General features: G+C 59.3%; 19 protein-coding genes. 2 read left to right on the plus strand and 17 right to left on the minus strand.

Features of this window, described 5'->3' with window-relative positions:
• Window positions 1-129: 129 nt before the first annotated feature.
• Together ycaC and PSH88_RS21055 are read right to left on the minus strand one after the other, a co-directional pair.
• Window positions 130-756, minus strand: coding sequence for an isochorismate family cysteine hydrolase YcaC (gene ycaC / locus PSH88_RS21050; RefSeq protein ID WP_052963111.1), 627 nt, complete (start codon window positions 754-756; stop codon window positions 130-132).
• Window positions 757-869: 113 nt separating this feature from the next.
• Complete coding sequence (locus PSH88_RS21055) at window positions 870-1,736, minus strand: pirin family protein (RefSeq protein ID WP_305483357.1); 867 nt, start codon at window positions 1,734-1,736, stop codon at window positions 870-872.
• Between the two features lie 105 nt (window positions 1,737-1,841).
• Here PSH88_RS21055 and PSH88_RS21060 point away from each other — a divergent pair, with 105 nt between their 5' ends.
• Window positions 1,842-2,750 carry a LysR substrate-binding domain-containing protein gene (locus PSH88_RS21060; protein WP_305483359.1) on the plus strand — a complete coding sequence of 303 codons (909 nt, stop codon included), beginning with the start codon at window positions 1,842-1,844 and terminating at the stop codon, window positions 2,748-2,750.
• Between the two features lie 253 nt (window positions 2,751-3,003).
• Window positions 3,004-3,807 carry a 2,5-didehydrogluconate reductase DkgB gene (dkgB, locus tag PSH88_RS21065; RefSeq protein ID WP_305422418.1) on the plus strand — a complete coding sequence of 268 codons (804 nt, stop codon included), beginning with the start codon at window positions 3,004-3,006 and terminating at the stop codon, window positions 3,805-3,807.
• A 3-nt stretch (window positions 3,808-3,810) separates the two neighbouring features.
• Here the strand turns inward: dkgB and PSH88_RS21070 are convergent, their stop codons facing one another.
• From PSH88_RS21070 to PSH88_RS21140, 15 genes are all read right to left on the minus strand, one after another.
• Window positions 3,811-7,029 carry a transporter substrate-binding domain-containing protein gene (locus tag PSH88_RS21070; protein WP_305422419.1) on the minus strand — a complete coding sequence of 1,073 codons (3,219 nt, stop codon included), beginning with the start codon at window positions 7,027-7,029 and terminating at the stop codon, window positions 3,811-3,813.
• 12 nt (window positions 7,030-7,041) lie between these two features.
• Window positions 7,042-7,662 (minus strand): response regulator transcription factor, encoded by a 621-nt coding sequence (locus tag PSH88_RS21075; RefSeq protein ID WP_305422421.1) that lies wholly within the window; start codon window positions 7,660-7,662, stop codon window positions 7,042-7,044.
• A 153-nt stretch (window positions 7,663-7,815) separates the two neighbouring features.
• Window positions 7,816-8,187: a response regulator gene (locus tag PSH88_RS21080; RefSeq protein WP_305422422.1), complete on the minus strand. Its 372-nt coding sequence runs from the start codon at window positions 8,185-8,187 to the stop codon at window positions 7,816-7,818.
• 119 nt (window positions 8,188-8,306) lie between these two features.
• Complete coding sequence (locus PSH88_RS21085) at window positions 8,307-9,443, minus strand: EAL domain-containing protein (protein ID WP_348529740.1); 1,137 nt, start codon at window positions 9,441-9,443, stop codon at window positions 8,307-8,309.
• A 229-nt stretch (window positions 9,444-9,672) separates the two neighbouring features.
• On the minus strand, window positions 9,673-10,446 hold the full coding sequence (locus tag PSH88_RS21090; RefSeq protein WP_305422425.1) for an OmpA family protein: 774 nt from the start codon (window positions 10,444-10,446) through the stop codon (window positions 9,673-9,675).
• A 10-nt stretch (window positions 10,447-10,456) separates the two neighbouring features.
• Entirely contained in the window at window positions 10,457-10,870 is a 414-nt protein-coding gene (locus PSH88_RS21095) for a DUF4398 domain-containing protein (RefSeq protein ID WP_305422426.1), read from the minus strand.
• 85 nt (window positions 10,871-10,955) lie between these two features.
• Complete coding sequence (locus tag PSH88_RS21100) at window positions 10,956-12,041, minus strand: fimbrial protein (RefSeq protein ID WP_305422427.1); 1,086 nt, start codon at window positions 12,039-12,041, stop codon at window positions 10,956-10,958.
• A gap of 14 nt (window positions 12,042-12,055) precedes the next feature.
• Window positions 12,056-14,653: a fimbria/pilus outer membrane usher protein gene (locus PSH88_RS21105; RefSeq protein WP_305483361.1), complete on the minus strand. Its 2,598-nt coding sequence runs from the start codon at window positions 14,651-14,653 to the stop codon at window positions 12,056-12,058.
• 34 nt (window positions 14,654-14,687) lie between these two features.
• On the minus strand, window positions 14,688-15,428 hold the full coding sequence (locus tag PSH88_RS21110) for a fimbria/pilus periplasmic chaperone (RefSeq protein ID WP_305422429.1): 741 nt from the start codon (window positions 15,426-15,428) through the stop codon (window positions 14,688-14,690).
• Window positions 15,429-15,500: 72 nt separating this feature from the next.
• On the minus strand, window positions 15,501-16,046 hold the full coding sequence (locus PSH88_RS21115; RefSeq protein WP_305422431.1) for a fimbrial protein: 546 nt from the start codon (window positions 16,044-16,046) through the stop codon (window positions 15,501-15,503).
• A gap of 200 nt (window positions 16,047-16,246) precedes the next feature.
• On the minus strand, window positions 16,247-19,873 hold the full coding sequence (locus PSH88_RS21120; RefSeq protein WP_370694664.1) for a transporter substrate-binding domain-containing protein: 3,627 nt from the start codon (window positions 19,871-19,873) through the stop codon (window positions 16,247-16,249).
• Between the two features lie 6 nt (window positions 19,874-19,879).
• Window positions 19,880-20,506, minus strand: coding sequence for a response regulator transcription factor (locus PSH88_RS21125; RefSeq protein WP_305422435.1), 627 nt, complete (start codon window positions 20,504-20,506; stop codon window positions 19,880-19,882).
• 162 nt (window positions 20,507-20,668) lie between these two features.
• Window positions 20,669-21,856: an EAL domain-containing response regulator gene (locus tag PSH88_RS21130; protein WP_305422437.1), complete on the minus strand. Its 1,188-nt coding sequence runs from the start codon at window positions 21,854-21,856 to the stop codon at window positions 20,669-20,671.
• Between the two features lie 270 nt (window positions 21,857-22,126).
• Window positions 22,127-23,464, minus strand: a complete 1,338-nt coding sequence (locus PSH88_RS21135; RefSeq protein WP_305422438.1) for a lysine N(6)-hydroxylase/L-ornithine N(5)-oxygenase family protein — start codon at window positions 23,462-23,464, stop codon at window positions 22,127-22,129.
• A 144-nt stretch (window positions 23,465-23,608) separates the two neighbouring features.
• On the minus strand, window positions 23,609-24,091 hold the full coding sequence (locus PSH88_RS21140) for a sigma-70 family RNA polymerase sigma factor (RefSeq protein WP_030131483.1): 483 nt from the start codon (window positions 24,089-24,091) through the stop codon (window positions 23,609-23,611).
• Window positions 24,092-24,177 lie beyond the last annotated feature (86 nt).

Raw genomic sequence — 24,177 nt, forward strand, 5'->3', positions numbered from 1 at the left:
TCTTCAGAACAACACAAAACACAAGCGGGCTTGCCCGCGATGGCAATTGATCAGTCACTGTGATGTTGACTGATCGACCGCTATCGCGGGCAAGCCCGCTCCCACAGGTTATGTATGTGCTGCCAGTGTTTACTTGGCGTTAGTCAGGGTGTTGTAGCTGGTCATCAGGTTGCGATAATCCGGGATGTGGTTGGAGAACAAAGTCGCCAGACCTTCCACGTCGTTGCGCCAGTCGCGATGCAGTTCACAGGCCAGGCCGAACCAGGTCATCAGTTGGGCGCCAGAGGACGACATGCGATCCCACGCCGATTGACGGGTCAGTTCGTTGAACGTGCCGGAAGCATCGGTCACCACGAACACCTCAAAGCCTTCGGCCAGGGCCGACAGCGCCGGGAATGCCACGCAGACTTCGGTTACCACACCCGCGATGATCAGTTGTTTCTTGCCGGTGGCCTTGATCGCCTTGACGAAATCTTCGTTGTCCCAGGCATTGATCTGGCCTGGGCGAGCGATGTAGGGCGCGTCCGGGAACAGTGCCTTGAGTTCCGGCACCAGTGGGCCATTGGGGCCGGTTTCAAAACTGGTGGTCAGAATCGTTGGCAGCTTGAAGTACTTGGCCAGGTCGGCCAGGGCCAGCACGTTGTTCTTGAAACGGTCCGGATCGATGTCGCGCACCAGGGAAAGCAGACCCGCCTGGTGATCGACCAGCAGAACGGCGGCGTTATCTTTGTCGAGACGTTTGTAGGAAGTAGTCATGGGGTAATCCTCGCTTTTTATCGATGCCGAACGGGCCGGCGTAAGTGAACTCTGATTTTTCGTTTAAACGTGGCCAGGCAAGCCCGGTACGCCACAGCGCTACAACAATGATTTCAAACGGGCATCCGGCCGAACTGGCCCGACTGGAAGTCGGCAAAGGCCTGGTGAATTTCTTGCTCGGTGTTCATCACGAACGGGCCGTGGCCAACAATGGGCTCGTCAATCGGCTCGCCACTGAGCAGCAGCACCACGGCGTCGTTATTGGCTTCCAGGCTGAGCTGATCACCGTTGCGTTCGAACAACGCCAACTGCCCTTCTCGCACCAGTTCCACACCATTGACCTGAACCGTGCCGCGCAGCACCACCAGTGCCGTGTTGCGCCCTTCGTGCAGATCCAGGGTCAGCAACTTGCCGGCGTTCAAGCGAACGTCCCAAACGTCGATCGGCGTAAAGGTCCGCGCCGGGCCGCGATGGCCTTCGAATTCACCGGCGATCAAGCGCAGGCTGCCCGTGTTGTTCTTCAGTGGGATGTTCGGGATGTCACCGTCGAGAATCGTCTGGTAACCGGGCTCGGCCATCTTGTCCCTGGCCGGCAGGTTGACCCACAGCTGCACCATTTCCAGGGTGCCGCCGCTCTTGGCGAAACCTTCGGAGTGGAACTCTTCATGAACAATCCCCGAGGCCGCGGTCATCCATTGCACGTCGCCAGGGCCGATCTTGCCGCCGCTGCCGGTGGAGTCGCGGTGTTCCAGTTCGCCCTTGTAGACGATAGTCACAGTTTCGAAACCGCGGTGCGGGTGCTGACCAACGCCACGACGTTCAGTGGTCGGGGTGAATTCAGCGGGCCCTGCGTGATCCAGCAGCAGAAACGGGCTGATGTGTTTGCCCAGGTTGTCGTAGGAAAACAGCGTGCGAACCGGAAAACCGTCGCCGACCCAGTGAGGTCGTGGGCTGGTGTAGATACCGATGATGTTTTTCATCTTTTCCTCCGAATCTGTTGGGTGACGCGATGGACAAAGCTTAAAACCGGCGCCTTTGGTGCGCTAGACTGCAAAAATCAGCCTTAGCGTTCTATTTGGAGAACGATGGTGGAAGACCTCAACACCCTGTACTACTTCACCCAAGTGGTGGAGCACCACGGTTTCGCCCCGGCCGGGCGCGCGCTGGACATGCCCAAATCCAAACTCAGCCGACGCATCGCCGAGCTCGAAGAACGCCTCGGCGTGCGCCTGCTGCACCGCACCAGCCGGCATTGCTCGTTGACCGAAATCGGCCAGGCTTATTACCAGCGCTGCCTGGCCATGCGGGTGGAAGCCGAAAGCGCCGCCGAACTGATCGAACGCAATCGCTCCGAACCCCAAGGCCTTGTGCGCATCAGTTGCCCGACGGCGCTGCTGAATTCCTGGGTCGGGCCGATGCTGACCCGCTACATGCTCAAATACCCGTTGGTGGAGTTGTTTATCGAAAGCACCAACCGCCGGGTCGACCTGATTCACGAAGGGTTCGATATCGCTCTGCGAGTGCGCTTTCCACCGCTGGAAAACACCGACATGGTGATGAAGGTGCTGGGCAACAGCATCCAAAGCCTGGTGGGTATTCCGGCATTTCTGCAGCGCCTGTCATCACCGGCCACGCCGGCTGATCTCAGCGGTCTGCCGAGCGTGCATTGGGGTGGCGCGCAGCGTGAATATCAGTGGGAATTGTTCGGCGCCGACGGTGCCAGCGCGCTGATTCGTCATACCCCGCGCATGGTCACCGACGACTTGCTGGCCTTGCGTCACGCGGTGCTCGCCGGCATCGGCATCGCTCACCTGCCCAACGTGGTGGTGCGTGATGAGATTGCCGCCGGTCGACTGGTGGAACTGGTGCCGGGCTGGACACCCAAGTGCGGGATCGTGCATGCGATCTTCCCCTCACGACGCGGATTGTTGCCGTCGGTGCGGACCTTGATCGACTTTCTGGGCGAGGAATTCAGCCATAGCGATATTGCTTAGGCGGGGTTAGATTCCGACACCGCGTCGCGCCCTTCGCGAGCAAGCCCGCTCCACACATTGGATCGGTGGTGTACGCAGCTCCAATGTGGGAGCGGGCTTGCTCGCGAAGGCGTCAGACCAAACACCATCAATGCCGCTGAAACTTCCCATTCATGACTTTCGGTAAACAGTGCTTTGCCGATCCAGCGGTTTTTCTCAAGGATCCAGCCGGGGATACTCCCGCTCATTCCCACTGCAACCCCTGGAGTCATTGATGTCTATTCCCGCATTCGGTCTTGGTACGTTTCGCCTGCAAGGCCAGGTGGTCATCGATTCGGTGAGCACCGGTCTTGAGCTGGGCTACCGGGTCATCGATACCGCGCAAATCTATGAAAACGAAACAGAGGTCGGTCAGGCCATCGCCGCCAGCGGCATTGCCCGTGAAGAGCTGTTCATCACCAGCAAAATCTGGGTCGCCAACTTTGCCAAAGACCGGTTGATCGAGAGCCTCAAAGAGAGCCTGAATAAACTGCAAACCGATTACCTGGACCTGACGCTGATCCACTGGCCGTCGCCGGACGATCAGGTGCCGGTCGAAGAATTCATGGGCGCGCTGCTCGAAGCCAAACAACTGGGCCTGACCCGGAAGATTGGCGTGTCAAACTTCACGGTCGACCTGATGCAACAGGCCATTGCCGCCATCGGTGCCGAGAACATCGCCACCAACCAGGTCGAGCTGCACCCGTACCTGCAAAACCGCAAGGTTGTCGAATTCGCCCAAAGCCAAGGCATTCAAATCACCTCTTACATGACCCTGGCCTACGGCGAAGTGCTGAAAGATCCGCTCATCCAGCAAATCGCCGATCGCCTTCAGGCGACACCGGCCCAGGTCACGCTGGCGTGGGCCATGCAACTGGGGTACGCGGTCATTCCCTCTTCCACCAAACGCACCAACCTGCAAGGCAATCTGCAAGCCTGCGCCCTGACCCTGAGCGATGCCGACATGGCGCTGATCGCGGGCCTGGATCGCGGCCAGCGGCTGACCAGCCCCAAAGGCATCGCGCCGCAGTGGGATTGAGCTTCAGCCTTGGTTCAAGTGTTTGTCCAGCGATGACATAGCGTGCTGCAACCGATCGACGGCTTCGTCGAGCAGCACCGTGTTCCCCTCATCGATGACACGCTCCAGTTGCTCGCAATGCTCGATCAAACGCACCGCCCGGACCATACGCGCACTACCCTTGATGCGGTGCGCCAAGTCTTGCAGACCCGGGCGATTGCCACTGGCGTGCGCCTCGAGCAGATGGGTCCGATCACTGCGGTTAGTCATCGCCAGTTCGCGTACAAGGTGATCAAGCAGCGTGCGATCCGCACCGACGTACTGCTCCAGGCCACTCAAGTCCATCTCGGGCATGGGTTGCTCTTCGAGTGTCGCTGGCGCTTCGCTCGCAAACCTTGCGGCCAGCCATGCACTCAAATCCGCCAGCAGGATGGGTTTGAACAGGCAATCGTCCATACCGGCCTCCAGGCAGCGGACTTTTTCCTCGGGCTGCGCATTGGCGGTGAAGCCCAGAATCAGCGTCGACGGTAATCCTTGGGCGCGCTCTTCATCGCGGATTGCACCCGCCAGCTCATAACCACTGAGCCTCGGCATATTGCAGTCGGTAACCACCAGATCGAACTCATGTTCGCGCCACAGCTCAAGTCCTCGCTCGCCATCCGCAGCCTGCATAACGTGATGCCCCAGATCACACAGTTGCCATGACAATAACAGCCGATTAATCGGGTGATCGTCGACCACCAGAATCGTCAGTGGCTGCGTCGGCGCCTGCAACCCGCTATCCACCAACTCGCTGGAAGGCAACGGTTGCAATGCGATCAGCTCAAGGTTGATGTCGACCTGTGTGCCTTGTCCAAGGACACTGTCGAGTTGCAACCGGCCGCCCATCATTTCGCACAGGGTGCGACTGATCACCAACCCCAGGCCAGAACCGCTTCGAGCTGACTGCCGGCCGTTATCAGCCTGTATGAACGGGCTGAACAATCGTTGCCGATCAACGGCGCTGATGCCAATACCGGTGTCTTCAATGCGCACACTGACCGCCAGATGCTCCGCCGTCACGGGCGTCACCCGCAGCGTCAGGCTCACCTCGCCGTCACGGGTGAACTTGATGGCATTGCTCAGCAAATTGGACAGCACCTGCTTGAAGCGGATGGGGTCGATCAACACCTCGCAATCGCTGCGTTCGTCCAGATCAATCCGCCACGCCAGCTCTTTCTGTCGTGCCAGGCCTTCGAAAACCCGACACACCGATGCCACCAGCGCCCGCAGATTGGTCCGTTCAGGGGCCAGGGATAAATGCCCGGACTCGATACGCGCGATGTCCAGAATGTCACCGATCAGCGCCAGCAATTGTTGGGCGGCACTGAACGCCACCTCAATGGCGGGACGGTCAGTGACACCCTCGTCCGCACGTTTCAGGGCCAATTCAAGCATGCCGATCAGGGCGTTCATCGGGGTGCGGATCTCATGACTCATGGTCGCCAGAAAAGTGGTTTTGGCGCGGTTGGCATCGTCCGCCTCGTTCTTGGCATCCTGCAATTGCTGCAACCACTGCTGGCGCTGACGGATTTGTCGGCGCTGCCAGGCGATCCAGCCGAGGGCGAGCAACAGCAAGGCGCCTGCCACGGCAAACGCCTGAAGAATGCCCCGACGATGGCGCAGCCAATAGCTGTCATCCAGCACCACATCATGACTCCAGCGGGCCACCAGATCGTCCATTTCCTGAGGTGAAATGCTCAGCAACGCCTTGTTCAGAATCGAGTGCAACTCCAGCGCGCTGCGGTGAGTGGCCAAGGCGATACGGGCGGGTTGATCGCCCACGGTGCTGCTGATGCGCAGACGATCACGGTAATGCCGGGCGATCAGGTAACGGGCGACGATCAATGAACTGAGCGCCGCATCGGCCCGGCCCTTGATCACCCACTCCATGCCCTCCGCCGGGCTTTGCACCTCGACCAGACGCACCTGTGGCGCCTGGGCTTGCATGAATTCGAACAACGGATGACCGCGATAAATCGCCAGGCGCTTGCCGGCCAGATCGTCCAGCGTCCCGGGGCTGCCCGCCGTCGCTGCTGTGACCAGCACGAAGGGGTTACTGAGGTAGGCACGGGTAAACAGCAACGTCTCTTCACGCTTGGTACTGGGGGTGATCACCGGCAACAGGTCGATCTCGCCGTCCTGGAGTTGCTCGATTTGCCGGTCCAGTGATTGGCCGCGTTGCATCTGAAAGGTCAAACCGCTGCGCTGGCTGATCAACGTCAGCAACTGTGCCGTCAACCCACTGAGCCGGCCTTGGGCATCGTAGAACGTCAGCGGGGCAAAGTTATCGATCACACCGACCCTGACCGTGGGATGCCGCTCCAGCCAGCGTTGTTCGCTGGCACTCAAACGCACCTGCTGTTGCCCCACCATAGCGGCCCGCCCGGCACTCCAACGCAACTCGATGCCCGCGCGCTGATCCATGGGGATGGCCGCCAGCGCCTTGTCGATGATGCCTTTGAGACGCGGATTGTCCGCCGCCAAAGCGAAGCCGAACGGGTTGGCATCCAGACCGGAAGGCCCCGCCAGACGAACGTTATTGAGGTAGTTGTTGTTGATCAGGTAATTGGCGCTGATGAAGTCGCCCAAAAACACGTCGGCCTGCCCGAACGCCACGGCCCCGATCGCGTCGAGTACCGAGGCGAAGCGGTGCAAGGTCGCCTCGGGATAAAAATCTTCAACGGTCTGCGTCGGCAGATAGTCTTCGACCATGGCGATACGTTTGCCGGCAAGGTCGGCGGGCATTCGCTCGTCCATGCGGGTGACCAGCATCGGCTGATCTTCGGCGTAGGCTCGGGAACTGATCAGCGCGGGGTCGGCGGCCTCGAAGTTGTTCGATGTGCCGAGCAGATCCAGCTCATGGCGTTTGAGGGCGTCCATGGCGGCTTCACGAGTGGCATAACGCAGCACGTCGATCTTGACGTGCAGCAGTTTCCCCAGCAGCGCGGCGTAATCGGCCGTGATGCCCTCCAGCTCATCGCGGTGGCGCGTCACTTCGAAGGGCGGGTAGTCCGGCCCCGTCACCCCGAGGCGCAAGACCCGTTTATTGCGTAGCCATTGCCAGTCCCTTTCATCCAGCTTGACCTGAAAACCCTCCACCGTGGAGCGCCCCAGCAAATGCAACCGCTGTGGCTCGTCGGCCATCGCCGCAGGCAATTGCGTTAAAAGGCTCAGAGCCACGGCCAACAGAAGCATGTGCATGATCTGGCTCACTCAGATCAAACGATTACGCTTGGCGAAGTCCCGCAAGTGCACCGCCGCGTTCACCCCGGTTTTGTCGATCAAACGGGTCTTATAGGTGCTGACAGTCTTGTGACTCAAGTGCATAAGCTCGCCGATTGCCTTGTTGGTCATGCCCCGGGCCAGGTATTGCAAGATCGTCAGCTCACGGTTGGAGAGTTTGTTGATTAGCTGTTTTTCGCTGCGTTGCAGGGGGTTCTGCGAACCCGAAGGCAGCCGTGCGAAGTAGGTGTAACCGGTCATGACCGCATGCACGGCCTTTTGCAATTGACTCAGAACGTTGGTCTTGGCGACATACGCCATGGCCCCGGCGCGCATGCAACGATTTTGAAAGAATTGCGGATCCAGCGACGAGAACACCAGCACCTGGCACGACAAATCACTAGTCTTGATCCGTTCCAGCACATCCAGCCCATCGCCTTCGGGCATGACCAGATCCAGCACCACCAGCGTGGGTGAATGCTCTCGGAGCATCGACAACGCCTCACTGCCGCTGGCAGCCTCATAAATCCGTTTGAAACCCTCCTTCTCCAATACGATTTTGACTGCGGCGCGTACCACCGGATGATCGTCCACAATCAGCACTGACTTCATGGCAACTCCCTGTGCAAAGACCTGACGATTGCGCACGAATGCACGCCGGCTAACGACGAACCGGACGCAACGGCTGCGCTAAGACTTTTGCATGGAAGGCAGAAAGAATGTACCTGACAGAACTGATAGTACCGACGAACGGTAGCCCCGAAATCAACCAATCCGTTGCCGATATCGCTCTTGATTCAAGGAGGGTGCAGCTTCACACGCAGGCGGATCGATGAGCGTCATCAGCCGTTGAATTGATGCAAAATCCGGCATCGCCGAAGCGTAGATCAAGGCGTGACGAACCTGGCTGTTATCGAGGAAAAATCCAGGCAGGTCCAATGCTCCAACTGCCAGTGAGGCATTGATGACGACCAGATCAAAGGGCTCGCAGCCGTACTCGACCAAGGACAGCATCTCCGCAAGGCTTTGCACCGGCGCCACCCGGTAGTAATCGAGCTGATTGAACAGCCGTTCGGTTTTCATCCGGTGAAAATGCTGCTCGTCGGCGATCAGGATACGCAAGGTTTTGTTGGTCATCGCGTGCCTCCAGGTCAATCAATGACGGATGAGTGAGGCGGCAAGACTACGCAAGACTCATGAAGCGTTCTGTAGGACGTTTCCTAAAAGCTGTGTCACTTATCCCTCAGCATGTGCTCTCAGGAAACGGACCGGGTTTCGCCGCGCAGTTGCAACCAGTTCAACAGATCATCCCCACTCATTGGCCGCGCATACCAGTAACCCTGCCCTTGCGTGCACCCCAGTTCCAGCAACTGCTGGCGTTGCGCATCGGTTTCGATACCTTCAATCACCACCGCCATGCCGAGGGTTTCACCCAGCGCCAGGGTGCTGCTGATCACTGCCCGGCACCGTGGCTCGTGTTCCAGGGTGCGGACGAACTCGGCATCGAGCTTGATCTCGGTGAACGGTAACTGACACAGACGCTGAAGCGATGAGAACCCGGCACCGAAATCGTCGATCGACAGCCGGCAACCCATCATCCGCAGCCGCACCAGGCTTTCCAGGCTGATGGCCGGTGCTTCCAGCAGGCCACTTTCGGTCAGCTCGAAGGTCAGGCTGAAGCCGGACGCCGAATGCGCCGCCAGAATGCCTTTGATGGTTGAAGTCAGCTCGCTGTTGGCCAATTGCAGCGCTTGCAGGTTAAACGCCATGTTCAGCGTGAAACCACGATGCCTGAGGTGTCGCTGCAGCCTCAATGCTTGATCCAGTTGGGTGAACAGCAACTCATCCATCAACCCGCAACGCTCCAGGATCGGCATGAACACCGCGGGCGAAATAATGCCCTGCAACGGGTGCTGCCAGCGACAGAGCACCTCGACGCCGCAGACTTCGCCGGTCAGCAGATTGAACTTGGGTTGGTACCAGGGCTGCAATTGCTGCTCGGCCAATGCCCGCCGCACGTCTTGTTCGGTGGCCAGCTCCACGGCATTCCCCGACAGGTATTCAGCGGGTGGGTTGTACAGGTATTTTTTCAGTAGATGCGCCAGTACTTCTGCATGCAACGGCTTGCCGACATCACCCAGCAATACCAGGCCGAGCAGAGAGACAATCTGATGCACCGCCCGACGCAGATCCGCCGAGAGCGAACTGCTGATGATGATTGACTTCACCTGCCCCGACGCGCCGACCCGCTGCAAAAACTCCAGGCCGTCCATGCCTTCCATCTGTAAATCACAAAGGGCGATATCCACCGGACCTTGTGCTTGCAGAACGGCCAACGCCTGAGCACCGTCACTGGCCTCGAAGACCTCACGGCACCCTAACGCCCGGAGCATATTCACCGCCACTGAGCGCTGAAAAGCATGATCTTCAAGAACCAGGACACGGAGCGGCAGGCAAGACATTGAGGTCGACTCGTCGATTGAGGGAATAGGACGATTCTCCCGGAAGGAGCAAAAAAGCAATTTAGGAAACGTCCGAAGGTTTGTAGGAATTTTCCGAAGCGAAGACTTCACGCCGGCAGTGATGCTGAGGGCGAGCCCATTGCAGGCCCGCCCCCTCGACTCAGTTACGTGTACCGACCACAGACGCGCCGTAGGAGATGATCACCTCCACCCGACGGTTCAGTTGCCGCGAGCGGGCATCGCTGTTGTCGGCAATCGGGTATTGCTTGCCGTAACCCGTGGTGAGCAAACGGTCGCCACCGATGCCCATTTGCTTGAGGGCAGATGCCACCGCATCGGCACGACGCTCGGACAGGCGCTGGTTGAACGCATCGCTGCCCACGTCATCGGTGAAGCCTTCGATGCGCACCTTGCGCTCCGGGTTATCGGACAGGTACTGCGCCAGTTGCTGAAAGTTGCGCTGGCTGCCGTACTTCAGGTCGGCCTTGCCGGTGTCGAACAACACGTCACCGAAGGTGACCACCTCGCCTCGCTCGGTCTTCTTTGCCTTCAACGCTTGCAAGGCCTTGAGTTGCTGAGTGCGCACGTCGAGTTGCACCCGAGTGCGCTCAGCGTCGATGTTTTTCAGATCGGCTTCGGCTTTGCGCCCGGCGATGGTTTGCTCAGCCACGGCGATTTTCTGGCTGGCCAGGTACGCCAATTGCTCGACCTGCGGCGCCTTGCGATCGACGAGTGAGGCCTGGTCTGCCTTGTTCAGTGCGGTAAATGCGTCCTTGGTTTCGATGGCCGCAAGCGTGCTCGACTCGGGTTTGCTTTGCAGGGTGCTGAAGTGGTCGCGGGCCTGCAGCAGCTGTGGATTTTCTGGTGGCGTGGCGCAACCGGCAAGCATCAGGCCCATGACGGAAACAGCAGGCAACAGCAGAGAAGTTCGCATGGTCGGCTCCTTATTGAGCACTGGACGGTGGATTGAAACTGGTGGCCGGGTCTTGCAGCATTTCCTGCTTGAGCACCTGGATGCCATTACGGGCGTCGGTCAATTGCCGTTGCCATTTCAAGGCCCGAGCCTTGCGTTCGGCGAGGTTGGCGTCGGCTTCGATTTGCTCGGCCAAGGTCGTGGCCTGCGCATAGTTTTTCTCACCGAGGGCTCGTTCCATCAGCAGGGTTTTATCTTGGGCGGACTTCATTTCCAGCGGCGCATATTGCGTTGCCTCGGCAGCCACCGCGCGATTCAGCGCATCCCTGGACAACGAAATCTGCTGCTCGGGAATAGGCGCACTGGCGCAGGCACTCAAGGCCCCGGTCATGATCAACAGGCAAGCCGAAACACGCGCACGGCAAAACACACGTTCAATAGTCATCTAACGTTCCTAACAGTGGAGTGAGTGAGCCCGGTCGTTATGGATCTCTGGGCTCAGACGGGGTTGTGCTCAAACAAAACGGCGGTCAGTAGTAATTGATGGTGAAGGTCGCGGTGGCATTCGCCGGGCCGGCGGTGATGCTGTCCTCGGTCTGGATGTAGCGTGCCTTCAACGGGATGGTGTAACTGGCGCCTTCCTGCGGCCTGGGCGTGATACCGCTGGCGCGCAATGTAGCCAATTGCAACGGCGTGCCGCTGTTGTCGGCGACTTGCAGACCGACACCAGTGGCCGCCGGATCGTCGCCGGGAGCGCTGGGGTTAAGGCTCATGATTCCCAGGTTAGGAGTGATCGCAGCTCGGGTCGGGTCCAGGCGCACTTGCAGCACGTTATTCTTGCGCGAGTCCAGGTTGTTGCTGGTGCCGTCGTTCAACCAGCGAGGGCCGGTGCCCTGATAGTAACCATCGAACGCAGGACAATTGTTCAGCGCGATGGAGAAATCCTTCCAGGGTGTAAAGCTATTTTTGCCAGAGAACTCGCTGAGCAGGTGCGTGCCCATGGGCACCTGTACATCTGGCGTCGAGCAGGTGCGGGAGACTACATTCAAGCTACCTGAAACGTTTACACGCTGGACATCAAGGGTGTTGGTACTGACCCATTTTTGATCCATGGTCGGCAAAGAGGCCCCCTGGATAGTGCCGGGGGATACGTCACCAATCTTGATAAAAGACAAGTCAAATGCCATGGAGCCTTGAACATTTGTCCAATTACAGCTAGCAGTCCCACCTCCACAGTTGCCATAGTTCTGAGTGAACGGCATCGCCGTGCCAGCGTTCCAGACTGCAACGCCGATACCAGGGACACCGGTCTGGTAAACATGCCCTCCCCACGGTGACCCGGCCCAACTGGATAAAGGCAACGGAATCACCGGCAATGTGCGGACACGCTGTATGTTTACGCTTTCCACCGAACAATTGATTACGGTATTGGCCGGGACTTGAAAGGTCTGCCGATAGACTTCAGCTCCCAGCGGAACATCTCGTCCAACAGTGATACTGCCGCCCAGCAGCTGCATGGTATTGAACGCAGGAGCGCCTTGCGTGAACTGACAATCAGCCATCGCCATCCCCGCTACCAACGACAACCCCAGTACCGCCCCACTCGACTTGAACATTCGCATCTTCTTCATCACTTGATCCCCTGTGCGCTGTTCACAGAAGCAACGCGATTGTCTGATTGAGCGACCGCGCACACCGCGTCCACTTGACGCAGTTGCTGGCCAGCGTTTTGGCCAGGTGGCAACGGCAGCGCACATTGCTGACCGGCCTGAATGCCCCAACTGATCAACAGCTGACGCGCGTCTTCCTTGACCCGGGCATAGAGCTGACCGCCCTGACCGACCACACCCACCGACACGCCGCGGTCATCGACCACACCGGCGCCGAATGGCAGCGGACGGCCATCGGCCAGGGACACATTGAGCAACAACGCCTGACCATTGCTGGTGCCGTATTTCAACGCCACCACGGCGCCGGCCCGCGGAGCGACCTGCTGACTGGTTTCGGTCAGTTCGACGTCCATGGAAGTGCCCAATGGATCGATCGCCACTTCGTTCAATTCATAAGGCCGCAGGTACGGCACCACCGCGTTGCCGCGACCGTCGAGTTTCAACCCCGGGAAGCCGACCACTTTCGCGCCCTCGGCGCCTTCGGCCGTGATCACTGCCATGGTTTCGCCACGATACGGGGTCAGGGTCACGCCGTTCGGGTGAGCCACCACGCTGCCGCTGGCATTGAACGACAGGCTGTCGTAACCCTCGCCACGGCTGACTGTTGCGCCGACGATGGCTTTCGGGCCGATGTACTGACCGTTGACCGAGGTGCTATTGGTACGCGTCGCGCCATCGTGGCCACCGGTGACGCCATAGTTGTACTGACGATCTTCACCGGCGGTCCCACTGAGGGTCGCCTGCTCGCTGAAGTTGCCGTGGGTGTCACGCATGACACGCGCCGACAGTTGCGGACGGTTGACCGTGGAGCCGAATTCCAGGGGCATGCTCACAGTAAACAGCAAGCTGTTGTCCATATCGCCAAGACCGATGCGGCTGCGGTTGGCGCTGACGCCATAGCTGACCGAACGCACCTGCTTGTTGTAGCTGAACTGGTACTGCAGATCGCTGCCCGGCAGGTTCCAGTAATTCTGGGTATAACCGCTGAACGCCACTTGGCCCCACTCACCCAGGCTCTGGTTGGCGGTCAACGACAAACGACTGCGCGGGCGACCGTACAGGCTGGTGTCCAGGCCATTTCGCTCGGCATCGAGCAGTTGCACGGCGTTGCTGAAATCCAGGTAGTTTTCCGTGGAGAACCGCGTGGCAGCCACGGCAAAGTTACTGCCGGTGCTGAGGATGTTTTTGCTGTAGCTCAAGCGCGCACTCTGGCCGCTGGCAGTGCCGCTTTTCAGATCGGTCTGGGCGTGGGTCAGGTCGACCGCCATGGCACCGATCGGCGTGCTGAAGGCCAGGCCGCCGAGCGCCGAGTGATAGTCGTTACTGAGCTGAGTACCGCCATAACCGGTGAAGACATTGTTCAAGCCGCGTTGATAGGTGCCCTGCAACAGTTTTGCCTGACTGTCGATGTAGTTGTTGCGGGTTTCACCGGCGGTGACGTTGAAGCGCGACGTGCCGGGGCGCAGCAACTGCGCGGTAGAAGCGAACGGCACAATGAATGTCTGCTCACTGCCATCGGCTTCGTAGACAGTGACTTCCAGGTCGCCGCCGTAACCGGTGGAGTACAGGTCATCGATCACGAAGGCGCCCGGCGCCACCGTGGTTTCAAAAAGGAGGTTGCCGGCCTGACGCACCGCCACTCGCGCGCTGGTGCGGGCAATGCCCCGGATTACCGGCGCATATCCGCGCTGGGACTCGGGCAGCATGCGATCGTCGGTGCCCAGTTGCACACCGCGATAAGCCAGAGTGTCGAAAATTTCGCCACTGGTGTTGGCCTCACCCACGGTCAACTGGCTCTTGAGCGAGGTGATATCGCGCTGGGCGTAGGTGTTCAACACTTGATAAGCCTGACCGGTCTGCTTGTCCCAGCTCGCCGAGCCGTTATGACGCAGACGCCAGTCACCGAGGTTCAACCCGGCATTCAGGCCCAGGTAGGCCGAGTCATAATTGCCGCTGTCGGTCTTGTTGTGGTTAGCGTTGAAGTTATAGCTCAGCGTCCCGGCGGTAACGCCGCGATCCCACAGCTCGGGGCTGACGTAACCCCGGGCATCACGGCGCAGGGCGATCTGCGGGATGCTGACATCCAATTGCTGGCTAGACGGCGAAAAGTTCGCACTGGCGCCTTCGATCAACTGCGCAATGTCCAGACACGACGCGCCGCTTTCCACACTCAAGGTGGCCTCAGGCGACAGCCGACGCAGATCCACGCCGATCAGCTCCAGCAAGCCGCGGCTGAAACACACGGTCGGGCGGCTGCCGTCGGCCTCGGCATTGATGCGAATGTCCTGGCGATTGACCAGTTTACCGTTGACCGCCACGTCTGCGCGGTACTCACCGGGCAACACCGGGTTGCCTTGCTGATACTGGGTCAAGTCAAGGCTGCGCGAGTCCTCTGGCAAAAATGCATCGTTGAACTGCACGTCTTCGGCCAAGACTGCCTGGGCTGCCAATATGCCCGTGACACTCGCCAGCGTCTTGAGGATCAAGGCCGCCAGCGGATTCAGGGCAAAGCGAGGGCGTGCCCGCAGGTGAGCCCCCAGGCTTGGAAAAGTCGTCATAAGTTACTCGTGCACTAGAACGATCGCGAAGGAATCAGGGCTTGAGTGGTTGTTTGGTCGGCATCAAGGCACCGTAGTCGTTGATCGCATTGAACTCGACCTGAGCCACTGCACCGGGCATCGACTTGAGCGTCGGTACGGCAAAGACTTTGGTTTCACCGGGACCGACCATGCCGTTTTCACTCTCATAGCGCTGATTGCCCACGGTCAAGGTCAATTCGACCTGGGACACATGAAACGCCGTCGGGTTGAACGCTTGCAGCGCGAAGCCCCGCTCAGCTGCAATCACCTTCCACTGCACCTGTTGCGGCGCCTCGGTCGGGTTGCCGGGCAGGCTGTCGGGGCGGTAAAAAATCTTGATCCGCGAACGAAAAGCCATCTGCAGTACGTTCATGTCCGCCGGGCCTTCGGCCTTGGGTGGAATCTCCAGCACATTGAGCCAGAACACTGACTCCTTATTGGCCGGCAAGTTTGCGCCGGTGAACATCAGGCGCAGGCTCTGGCCTTTGCTTGGATCGATGCGTGACACCGGCGGCGACAGCACAAACGGTGCTTTCGAACTGGTGGGGCTGGACTGCACATCGCCACTGTCGACCCAGGATTGCACCAGGGCCGGACGCGTGCCGTTGTTGTTCAATTTGACGGTGATTTCTTTCTGACTCGCCGGGTACACCAGACGCGTCCCGGTGATCACTACACCGGCCATGGCCTGGGAGCAGACCAACGTCGCGAGCATCAGCAACACACCGCGGCGAACTGTTTTGACACAAGACATAACGCACCTCCTCCGCCGCACGCTGACGCGCCCCTGCCCGCCTGGACCGGAGCGCGCCGTCGTGGACATGGCTTACTGGTAATCGACGTTGTAAGTCACGGAGCTGACCACGGTGCCCGGGGTGGTGGTGCCGGTGGCGAAGTACTGCACGGCGTACGGCATGTTGGCCGCGCCGGTGCCGTCGATGGTGTTGCGGGTGGTGCTGGTCTTCTGATTGGTGTTACCCGCCTGAATGACCGCACCGCCTTGCGCATCGACCAGTTGCAACTGCACGTTGGTGGCCGTGCCTGTCATGTTGTTCAAATTGCCGCTAACCGGGTCAACGGTCGAACCCGAGTTGAAGAAGGCCGCCGCGGTGGCTGCGGTACCGACGCAGTTGCTCAGCTGGATGTTGAAACCGGTGCGGCCTTCGGCCTGGCCGGCTGTGGTCAGCAGGCCGGTGGAGATGGTCGGCAGAGTCACTGTCGCAACGGCCGGGGTCACCACGCCGTCTACAGCGATGGTGCAGGTCTGGTTGACCAGTTCACCGCTGAAATTGATGGTGCCGTCGGCGGCGTTGGCGAACTGAGCGCCAGTAGCGGAAACCAATACGGCGATGGCAAGGGCTTTGCGATTCATGGGACAACTCCAAAAGTAAGATTTCGAACCTGTCGCGAAAGCCTGGATGAGTTGCCAGACGCGGGATGCGTCGTGGTGGGTCAAGCCATCGGCCTGGCGACGGAGTAATCATCGTCTTCCGGAGTCATGCATCCTGTAGGCACAATCCCTGCAGCTTGTAGGACATTTCCCACGACGTGCTGCAATGAACCCTGCTCGGGTCAGCCGAGAGCACCCTCCAACCGCTCGGCCAACCGTTCCATTGCCTGTTGCAGTGCATCGACCGCTTCGGTCAAGACCGCCGAGTCCAGCCCATTGCAGGCTGTTTCCAATGTTTCGCACGCCTGGATCAACACACCGGCCCTGATAATCCGCGCCCCGCCCTTGACGCGATGCGCCAGATCCGCAAGCCCCGGCAAATCATGCTGGGTAAACAGGCGCATCAACCGCGCCATGTCTTCGTCGTTGCTGCTGGCCAGATCGCCCAGCAAGCTCTTGATCGAAGCGCTGTCGCCACGGGTCAATTGCTCAAGGCTCGTGAGGTCGATGTCGTCGCTTAAAAGCTCGTGCTCCCGCTCGCTTGCAACCGCAATCCCGTTCGGCGCCACCGAGGCCAGGCGCACGCTCAGATCCTTGAGGCTGATGGGTTTGAACAGGCAATCGTCCATGCCCGCGAGCCGGCAGCGCTGGATTTCCTCGGGCTGGGCGTTGGCGGTGAAACCGAGAATCAACCCCGGCGCCAGGCCGCGGGCCGTCTCTTCTTCGCGAACGGCCCGGGCCAACTCATAGCCGTTCATAATCGGCATGTTGCAATCGGTGATCACCACGTCAAACGACTGATTGCGCCAGGCACGCAAGCCATGGGCACCGTCTTCGGCGTCCATGACCCGGTGGCCGAGGTAACTCAACTGCTGCGACAACAACAGGCGATTGGCGGGGTAATCGTCAATCACCAGAATGTTCAGGGCGCGACCAGACGCGGAGGCAACTTCCGTGGCCGCAGGTTCGGCCAACGGTTGCAGGGTCGGCAACGACAGCTGCACCTCGATCCGCGTGCCCTGCCCCAGCACGCTGCTCATGCTCAAGCGGCCGCCCATCATTTCACACAGCGTGCGGCTGATGACCAGGCCCAGACCAGAGCCGCTACGGGCCGACTGGTCGTTATTGCTGGCTTGGGCAAACGGACTGAACAGGCGCTGCTGGTCTTCATCGGAGATCCCCCGGCCGGAGTCTTCGATACGCAGACATACGTCCAGACGCTCATCGTCCGCACTCGGCTGAGTATTCAGCACCAGACGCACCTGGCCTTCGCTGGTGAACTTGATCGCGTTGCTCAACAGGTTCGATACCACCTGTTTAAATCGCAACGGATCGATCAGCACATCGCGATTGGCCGTGGCGTCCAGTTCCAGCAGCAGACGCAGCTGCTTTTGCCGCGCCAGGCCTTCGAAAATCCGCGCCACCGATTCCACCAGCTCGCGCAGATTGGCCCTTTCCGGCGTCAGCGACAGCCGCCCGGACTCGATCCGGGCGATGTCGAGAATATCGCCGATCAGGTCAAGCAAACCGCGGGCGGCACCGGATGCAACTTCGATGGCAAACCGGTCCAAGATCCCTTGATCGGCCTTTTTCATAGCCAGTTCGAGCATGCCGATCACCGCATTCATCGGCGTGCGGATTTCGTGGCTCATGGTCGCCAGGAAAGTGGTCTTGGCCCGGTTCGCGTCGTCGGCGCCCTCCTTCGCTTCACGCAGTTCTTCGAGCAGGCGCTGGCGCTCGCTGACGTCAATCCAGCCACCGATCATGCCGCTGACTTCACCGTCACTGCCGCGATACGGCAGCATCCAGTGGTAAATGGTCAGCACGTGGTCGGCCATGGTCAGGCTGCGATCCTGCACCCGCGGCAGGCCTTCGTTCATCACTTGCAGGTAATCGTGGTGATAGGCCGTCGCCTCATCGAGATTATTCAGCACACCTTCGACCACGGTCTTGCCGATCACCGCGTCTCGTTCGACGCCAAACGCCTGCAAATAACCGGCGTTGCAGATCAGCAGACGTCCCTCACGGTCACGCACATAAATCGGGTGCGGCGTACCGTCGATCAATACGCGCATGAACTCCAGTTGATCGTTGAGGGCGATTTCGGCTTGTCGACGCTTGCGCATCAATAACCGCAAATAGGCGATCCAGCCCAGCGCCACCAGCAGCAACACCGCGGCCAGGGCAAACCCCTGAATGATCGCGGTGCGATTGCGCAGCCAGTAGCTGTCATCGACCACCACTTCGCTGCGCCAGCGGTTGGTCACCTCATCCATTTCTTCCGGCGGGATACTCAGCAGTGCTTTATCGAGAATCGAGTACAGCTCCAACGAACCCCGGGCGGTCGCAAACGCCACCCGCGCCGACTGGGTGCCAACGGTGCTGGTGATACGCAAACGGTCGCGGTACTGACGCGAAATCATGTAGCGCGCGGTGATTAATGAATTGACCGCCGCATCAGCCTGACCGTTGGCGACCAGCGCCATTGCTTGATGGGCATTGTCGGCATCCACCAGAGCCACCCGCGGATAGTGCTCGATCAACAGATCGCGCACCGGGTTGCCACGAATCACCGCCATCCGCTTGCCCGCCATATCGTCGAGGGTGGCAGGATTGTCAGCGCCTGTACGGCTGACCAAAACAAAAGGCGTGCTCAGATAAGGTCGAGTGAAGCGCAACGTCCCTTCACGCTCGGCGCTTGGCGTCAGGGTAATCAGTAAATCTGCCTGCTCGCTGCGAATCTGTTCGATCAGCTCCGGCACCGAATGAGCGCGCTGCACGTCGAACTTCAGACCGGTGCGCAACGCCACCTTGGCCAGCAGGTCGGCGCTGATACCACGGAACTCGCCGTCCTGGTCGTAAAACGACAGCGGTAGAAAACTGTCATCGATCGCCACCCGCAACCGTGGATGCTGGTCGATCCAGCGCTGCTCATTAACACTGAAATGCAGCGCCTGCTGCCCCGGCATGCTGGTACCGCCAGCACTCCAGCGGCGCAGAATGGTCATGCGCTCACCCACCGGAATCACCGCCAACGCTGCGTTGACGATGCGTAATAAAGACTGATTGTCACGCGCCATCGCGAAGGCGAAGTTCTTCACTTCCATCCGCGAGAAATCCGCCAGTTGCACGTTGTTCAGGTAATTTTTATTGATCAGGTAGTTGGCGCTGATGGAATCCCCCAGGTACACATCGGCGCTGCCAAACGCCACGGCGCCGATCGCGCTGAGCGTCGAGGGGTAGAGCTGCACACGAGCCTTGGGATAGAACGCCTTGACCGCTTCGGGCGGCATGTAGTGATAGAGCATCGCCACTTGCTTGTCGGCCAGATCCGGTGACAGGCTCTGACTGTCGCCCACCCGGGTGACCAGAGTGGGTACATCGTCGGCGTAGGCCCGGGACATCGCCAGTTCCGGATCCGCCGCTTCGAAGCCGTTGGATGTCCCCAGCAAATCCACTTCGCCAAGCTTGAGCGCCTCAAGCACATCTGTTCGCGAGGTGTAACGACGCACTTCGACGCGTACGTGCAACAGTTCGCCAAGCAATTGCGCATAGTCAGCCGTTAACCCCTCGTAATCATTGCCGTTGCCGGTGATGCTGAACGGTGCGTAATCAGGGGCCGAAGCCCCCAGGCGCAAGGTGCCTTTACTGCGCAGCCAGCGCCAGTCCTGCTCATCGAGGGGTACGCTGTAGCCGTCGACCGTCGAACGGCCGAGTACCTGTAAGGTTTCCGTCGACACGGCAGCGGCCAGCGCAGCGTTCAAGGTGCCGACCAGCGAGAATGCGAGCAGCCATTTTCGAAAGGACATGCTCATTCAGATCAGGTTATTGCGCTTGGCGAAGTCGGCCAGGTACACCACCGATTTCACGTTGAGCTTTTCGATCAGCCGGGTTTTGTAGGTGCTGATCGTCTTGTTGCTCAACAGCATGGCGTCGCCGATTTCCTTGTTGCTCAACCCATTGGACAACTGCTGCAAAATGGTCAGTTCGCGGTCGGACAGTTTCTGGATCAGCTCCAGATCCGTGGCCTCGACGTCACTGCGCCGCACGGAACTGGTGGCCAGATTGGGAAAGAAGTTATAGCCGTCCATGACGGCCTTGATTGCCTTGACCAGTTCGTCGAGATCGTTGGTTTTGGAGATGAAACCGGCGGCTCCGGCTTTCATGCAGCGCATCGAGTAAAACAGCGCCGACTGCGAAGTCAGCACCAGAATCCTGATTTTGAGGTTCAGCGCACAGATACGGCTGATCACTTCGAGTCCATCGAGCTTGGGCATGGCGATATCGAGAATGATCAGGTCAGGCGAGTGTTCTCGGGCCAGCTGCACTGCGTCGGCGCCGTTGTCGGCCTCGGCGATCACCTCGAAGTGCTCCTGTTTGAGCAGCATCTTGACCGACGAACGAATGAACGGATGATCGTCTACAACCAACGCTTTAAACATATGACCCCCTGTAAGACACACCGGTATTGACCAGTGACGAGATCGTCCATGGCGAAGACAACAATGGAAGAACTGACCGTTCGACGCGTGGCACAAAAATACACCAGCGCGAGTGCAGTGTAGGAACTTTCTCGGGCTTTTCTGCCAGGTTTGCGCGTTGCATCATTTTTCATCACCCGGCGCCGCCAGCCATTGCAGCAAACCATGTCCGGTCATGGGCCGGGCCAGGTGAAATCCCTGGCCGATCTCGCAGCCCAAAGCGACCAGCGCGTCACGAATGCGCTGGCTGCTGACGCCCTCGATCACCAATTGCATTTCCAGCGAACGCGCCAGTGCCAGCGTGCTGGCAACCATGGCACGACAGCCTGGTTCGTGCAGGCGCTGGACAAATTCGCCATCGAGCTTGAGCTGGTTGAACGGCAACTGACACAGCAGCTTCAGCGACGAGAAACCGACACCGAAATCATCGATCGACAGACCGCAGCCCAGCATGCGCAGACGCAACAGGTTTTCCTGGGTAACCGGCGACACTTCCAACAGGCCGTTCTCGGTGAGTTCGAACTGCAAAGTAGAACCCTGGAACGCATGACGCTGGAGCGCCCGGCGGATGTGCCCGACCAGATCGCTGTCAGCCAGTTGCGAGGCGTGCAGGTTGAACGACAGCTCCAGACTCAAGCCCTGGCGACGCACGATTCCAAGCAGGCTCAAGCCCTGTTCCAGTAGCTGTTTGAACATCTGATCGATCAGGTCGTAGGCCAGCACTGCCGCGAGAAACTCCCTGGGCAGCAACACCCCTTTAGCCGGATGCTCCCAGCGCACCAACGCCTCGGCGCCGACGATGGTGCCCGTGGTCATGACGCATTTTGGTTGAAACCAGGCCCGAAACTCTCCCAGTGCCAACCCGCGACGGACTTCGTCTTCGCTGGGCAACTCACGGGGCAACACCTGCGCTTCAACCATCGGGCGACGCACCCGGTAACGCTGAAGCATCCGGTGCAAGGCGCGCATTTGAATCGGCTGTTTGATGACACCGAGCAACTGCAACCCCGACAACGAGCCCATTTGTCCCAGCGTGCGTTGCAGTTCCGGCCGTAGCTCACTGCACAACAAGACCGCGTGCACCATACCGATCTGACTGGCGTAACTCAGGAACTCCAGGCAATCGAAGCCTTTGTCGGCCAAGTCGCACAGGACGATATCGACCCCGCCGGACAAATGCATCTGCACCAGCGCCTGCTCGCCGTCACTGGCTTGTACCACATCACGCACACCCAGGCGCTGCAGCAGCTTGACCATCACGCTGCGCGCAAAACCATGATTTTCCAGTACCAGCACACGGGGGGAGGTCATCTTCCATTCATCACTTCGCAGACCTGAAGATCGGCATAGTGGCGGGCGGAGATGAATCAACAGGACAGATTCGTCCTTTTGTTTTGTAGGAAATTTCCCAAATACAAGATCACAACCTTCGGCAGTTCCAATGCATTGCCTTTCGATGCAGGAGCTGTCGAAGTTGGTTTATTGATTTCTGGAGAATGAACGCTGCAATCAAAATTTATGGTGTTTTGGAGGGCCTATCGCGAGCCTGCTCGCGATGGCGGCCTCACAGACGCCGAAAATTTAGCTGGCGGTGGCCAACAACAAATCCATCACCGACCGGCCATGCCCACGCGACTTGCCATGGTCGTACAGCGAGCCGGCAATTTCATCGGCGCGGATCGGCAGGATCGACAGCAACGTGTCGCTCAAGCCGTGGCTGGCCTGGCAGAAGCCCTGCATGTAGATGCCGGCCTTGCAACGCTCGTCGGTGATCAGTTTATAGTTGCGATCGACCTCGAAATCGCCCAGGTACTGCTCCAGTGGCGCCAGCAGTTTGCGGTGCATCTGACGCTCGTAACCGGTAGCCAGCACTACGGCGTCGTAGCAGCGAACCGTGACTTCACCGGTGGCGTTGTTGCGCACTGACAGTTCGATACCGCGTTCGGTGGCAGTGGCTTTCTCGACGGTGGTCAGGGTACGGAACGCATGGCGCGCGATGCCCGAGACTTTCTGCCGGTAGAAGATCCCGTAGATGCGTTCGATCAGATCGATGTCCACCACCGAATAGTTGGTGTTGTGGTACTCGTTGACCAGGCGCTCGCGTTCGCTACTGGCCTGCTGGAACACCAGGTCGGTGAACTCCGGCGAAAACACTTCATTGACGAAGGGGCTGTCATCGGCCGGTTTCAGGGCCGAGCCGCGCAGGATCATGTCCACTTGCACTGACGGGAAGCTGTCGTTCAGGTCGATGAAGGCTTCCGCCGCACTCTGCCCGCCGCCGATGATCGCGATGCTCATCGGTTGGTTATTCACGCACGGCTGCTTGGCCATACGCTCCAGGTACTGGGAGTGATGGAACACCCGGCCGTCATCCTGGAGTGCCTTGAACGCTTCGGGAATGCGCGGCGTACCGCCAGCGCTGACCACTACCGAACGGGTAGTGCGCACATGCTGCTGACCTTGCGTATCACGCGAAATCACCCGCAATGCTTCGACCTGCTGGTGGTGCAGCACCGGTTCGATGGCCAGCACTTCCTCGCCATAGCGACTCTGTTCGGTAAATTGCCCGGCGACCCAGCGCAGGTAGTCGTTGTACTCCATGCGGCATGGATAGAAGGTGCCGAGGTTGATGAAGTCCACCAGACGACCGTGGTGCTTGAGGTAATTGACGAAGGAATACGGGCTGGTCGGGTTGCGCAGCGTCACCAGATCCTTGAGAAAGGAAATCTGCAGTTCGCTTTGGGTGACCAGGGTATTGCCGTGCCAGCGGTAGTCCGCCTGCTTGTCGAGAAACAGCACATCCAGTTCGCCCTGGCTCGGCCCGCGTTCTTGCAGGGCGATGGCCAGGGCCAGGTTCGAAGGGCCGAAACCGACGCCGATCAGGTCGTGAACGATGGGCGATGCAATTGCCTGTGTCATTTCCAGTGTCCTCTGGATGAACCCCGGACCAGCGGGGATAAAGCCTGGGTGACCTGACCGGCCTTGTGCGGCAGCAGGTCGTCTGTTGAATAGGAACGAGGACGATGAAAAAAAATTTAACGAGGCCTGATTAAACCGTGGCGATCAGTGTGCATCCCACTGGCGCATGCGCACCCGGCAATGCTTCATGGCATTGACGATGTGCTTTTCCACCAGCGCCCGGGAAATACCCAGGTGCTCGGCGATTTGCGGGTGCGACAAGCCATCGATCTTGCGCAAAAGAAAACTCTCGCGACACAGCCGTGGCAACTCCGCCAGTGCGCGCTGAAGCATGTCCAGGCGTTGACCGTGATCGATACTGTTGTGGGGGGATGGCGTGAAATAGCGCTCTTCGCTGTCGAGCACGTCCAGGGATTCGACCTGCCGCAAGGCATTGCGTCGGTGGTCGTCGATCACCAGATTGAGCGCGGTGCGATAAAGAAACGCGCGGGGTTGTTCGATCGGCGTGTCACTGGAACGCTCCAGTACCCGCAGATAAGCGTCATGCACCACATCTTCGGCCACCTGACGGTTGCCTAGCTTGGCGTTCAGGAAACACACCAGCTCGCGATAGTAGTTTTCCAACATGACTCCCAGTCCTTGAGCCAGATCTGCGCCATAAAAGAGATGGCGGCACGATGATGGCAGCGCGCAAGGGGCGTAATTTATAGTAA

The sequence above is a fragment of the Pseudomonas wuhanensis genome, from assembly GCF_030687395.1.
Lineage (GTDB): Bacteria > Pseudomonadota > Gammaproteobacteria > Pseudomonadales > Pseudomonadaceae > Aquipseudomonas > Aquipseudomonas wuhanensis.

Bases quoted from the DNA above. Each gene is read 5' to 3' on its own strand.
- PSH88_RS21125 (WP_305422435.1), bottom strand. From the start codon at position 20,506: ATGTTTAAAGCGTTGGTTGTAGACGATCATCCGTTCATTCGTTCGTCG.
- ycaC (WP_052963111.1), bottom strand. From the start codon at position 756: ATGACTACTTCCTACAAACGTCTCGACAAAGATAACGCCGCCGTTCTG.
- PSH88_RS21095 (WP_305422426.1), bottom strand. From the start codon at position 10,870: ATGACTATTGAACGTGTGTTTTGCCGTGCGCGTGTTTCGGCTTGCCTG.
- PSH88_RS21100 (WP_305422427.1), bottom strand. From the start codon at position 12,041: ATGTTCAAGTCGAGTGGGGCGGTACTGGGGTTGTCGTTGGTAGCGGGG.
- PSH88_RS21060 (WP_305483359.1), top strand. From the start codon at position 1,842: ATGGTGGAAGACCTCAACACCCTGTACTACTTCACCCAAGTGGTGGAG.
- PSH88_RS21055 (WP_305483357.1), bottom strand. From the start codon at position 1,736: ATGAAAAACATCATCGGTATCTACACCAGCCCACGACCTCACTGGGTC.
- PSH88_RS21075 (WP_305422421.1), bottom strand. From the start codon at position 7,662: ATGAAGTCAGTGCTGATTGTGGACGATCATCCGGTGGTACGCGCCGCA.
- PSH88_RS21115 (WP_305422431.1), bottom strand. From the start codon at position 16,046: ATGAATCGCAAAGCCCTTGCCATCGCCGTATTGGTTTCCGCTACTGGC.
- PSH88_RS21070 (WP_305422419.1), bottom strand. From the start codon at position 7,029: ATGCACATGCTTCTGTTGGCCGTGGCTCTGAGCCTTTTAACGCAATTG.
- dkgB (WP_305422418.1), top strand. From the start codon at position 3,004: ATGTCTATTCCCGCATTCGGTCTTGGTACGTTTCGCCTGCAAGGCCAG.
- PSH88_RS21085 (WP_348529740.1), bottom strand. From the start codon at position 9,443: ATGCTCCGGGCGTTAGGGTGCCGTGAGGTCTTCGAGGCCAGTGACGGT.
- PSH88_RS21080 (WP_305422422.1), bottom strand. From the start codon at position 8,187: ATGACCAACAAAACCTTGCGTATCCTGATCGCCGACGAGCAGCATTTT.
- PSH88_RS21135 (WP_305422438.1), bottom strand. From the start codon at position 23,464: ATGACACAGGCAATTGCATCGCCCATCGTTCACGACCTGATCGGCGTC.
- PSH88_RS21090 (WP_305422425.1), bottom strand. From the start codon at position 10,446: ATGCGAACTTCTCTGCTGTTGCCTGCTGTTTCCGTCATGGGCCTGATG.
- PSH88_RS21120 (WP_370694664.1), bottom strand. From the start codon at position 19,873: ATGTCCTTTCGAAAATGGCTGCTCGCATTCTCGCTGGTCGGCACCTTG.
- PSH88_RS21110 (WP_305422429.1), bottom strand. From the start codon at position 15,428: ATGTCTTGTGTCAAAACAGTTCGCCGCGGTGTGTTGCTGATGCTCGCG.
- PSH88_RS21130 (WP_305422437.1), bottom strand. From the start codon at position 21,856: ATGACCTCCCCCCGTGTGCTGGTACTGGAAAATCATGGTTTTGCGCGC.
- PSH88_RS21105 (WP_305483361.1), bottom strand. From the start codon at position 14,653: ATGACGACTTTTCCAAGCCTGGGGGCTCACCTGCGGGCACGCCCTCGC.
- PSH88_RS21140 (WP_030131483.1), bottom strand. From the start codon at position 24,091: ATGTTGGAAAACTACTATCGCGAGCTGGTGTGTTTCCTGAACGCCAAG.